Origin of the sequence: Streptomyces sp. OfavH-34-F, from assembly GCF_022347745.1 — a bacterium.
Lineage (GTDB): Bacteria > Actinomycetota > Actinomycetes > Streptomycetales > Streptomycetaceae > Streptomyces.
Genome location: NZ_JAKRGC010000579.1, coordinates 1 through 1,835, shown reverse-complemented (window position 1 = coordinate 1,835; position 1,835 = coordinate 1). Strand labels below are relative to the sequence as shown.

Annotated in this window: 1 pseudogene; it reads left to right on the top strand. The window is 77.9% G+C overall.

The features are described 5' to 3' along the window. Positions 1–1,835: pseudogene (locus tag MHW47_RS35075) on the top strand (molecular chaperone Hsp90); the annotation flags it as partial.

Genomic DNA, 1,835 nt, shown 5'->3' with positions numbered 1-1,835 from the left:
GCTGGGACGGCTGGGACGGCGACGGGGGCGTCCGCAAGGACACCGTCGCGCTGCGGCCGGTCGAGGCGGAGGTGGTGGAGGGCGCCGGCGCGCGGACGGTGGCGGTGCTCGCCGAGGTGCTGCCGTGCCTGCTGCCGGCCGGTCTGGAACGGCGCGTGGAACTGCGCACGCTGGGCGTCGCCCGGGTGCCGCTGACGGAGGCGATCGACCGCCTGACCGGCCTGGAACGCGATCCGGCCTGGTGGCGGCGCCTGTACGACAGCCTGACCGGCGTGGACCCGGACCGCCTGTCGGGGCTCCCGGTCCCGCTGGCGGGCACCGCCCGGGTCACGGAGCCGTTCGCCGGGGACGCGCCGGACCCGGCCCCCGCCCCGCCCCGGACCACCATCGGCCCCCGGCAGGTCCTGCTCCCCGTGCCCGACGCGCTCGACCCGTCCGTGCTGGGGCGGCTCGCGCGCCTCGGGCTCAAGGTCGCGCATCCCGACGCCGCGCATCCGCTGCTGGAGAAGCTGGGCGCCCTGCCCGCCACCCCGCGCGCCGTCCTCACGACCCCGCAGGTGCGGGCCGCCGTCGCCGGGTCGCTGGACGCGGGCGAGGTGTGGGACGAGGACGCGCTCGACGGGGACGAGCTGGCGGAGACCGTGCTCACGCTCGTCCGGGACGCCGGTCTGGAGCCGGGCGACGAACCCTGGCTCGGGGCGCTCGCGCTGCCCGACGAGGACGGCGAACTCGCGCCCGCCGGGGAACTCGTGCTGCCGGACAGCCCGTTCGCCGCCGTGATGCGCGAGGGCGAACTGGCCCTGTGCGACGCGGAGCTGGCCGACCGCTGGGGCGAACAGCCGCTCACCGCCTGCGGGGTGCTCGCCGGCTTCGCCCTGGTACGGGCCACCGACGTCGTCCTCGACCCGGACGAACTGGAGCCGCGCGACAGCGACTTCGCGGAGCCGGACGACGCCGGGCTGCTGGACGCCGTGGACGTGTGGTGCGAGGACATCCTGGACCAGCTCCCGGACGGCCCCGTCCCGCCGGTCGCCACCGAACTGGTCGCCGTGCGCGATCTGGACCTCGTGGACGACGACGCCTGGCCGCAGGCCCTCGCGATGCTCGCCTGGCCGCCGCTGCGGGACGCGCTCACCCAGCCGGTCCGGGTGCTGCTGCCGGACGGCACCACGCGCTCCGTCCGCCCGTACACCGCGTGGTGGCTGCGCGGCCACCCCGTGCTGGACGGCCGCCGCCCGGCCGGTCTGCGCGCGCACCGCGGCGACCCCCGGCTCGCGGGGCTGTACGACTCCGCCGACGCGACCGGCTTCGAGGACGCCGAGGTGCTGCGGGCCCTGGGCGTACGGACCTCGGTCGACGCGCTGCTGGACGAGCCCGGCGGGGCCGCCGAGCTGCTGGGCCGGCTCGCCGACCCGGACCGCCCGGTCACCGGCGTACAGCTGCACGCCCTGTACACGGCGCTGGCCGCGCTGGACCCGGACGAGGTGACGCTGCCGGACGCGCTGCGGGCGGTCGTGGACGGCGAGGTGCGGGTGGTGGACGCGGCGGACGCGGTGATCGCGGACGCGCCGGACCTGCTGCCGCTCACCGCGGGGCTGCCGCTGCTGCCGGTCGCCCCGGCGCGCGCGGCGGAACTGGCCGAGCTGCTCCAGGTGCGGCGGCTCGGCGAGAGCGTCGACGCCGGGGTCACGAGCGACGGCGAGGAGCACGAGGTGCCGGAGTCCGTCCGCGTCCTCCTCGGCCCGGCGACCCCGGACACGTACGTGGAGCACGGCGAACTGCGCGCGGGCGGCGTGGAGCTGGACTGGCGGCGCACCCCGGACGGGGTGGTGCAC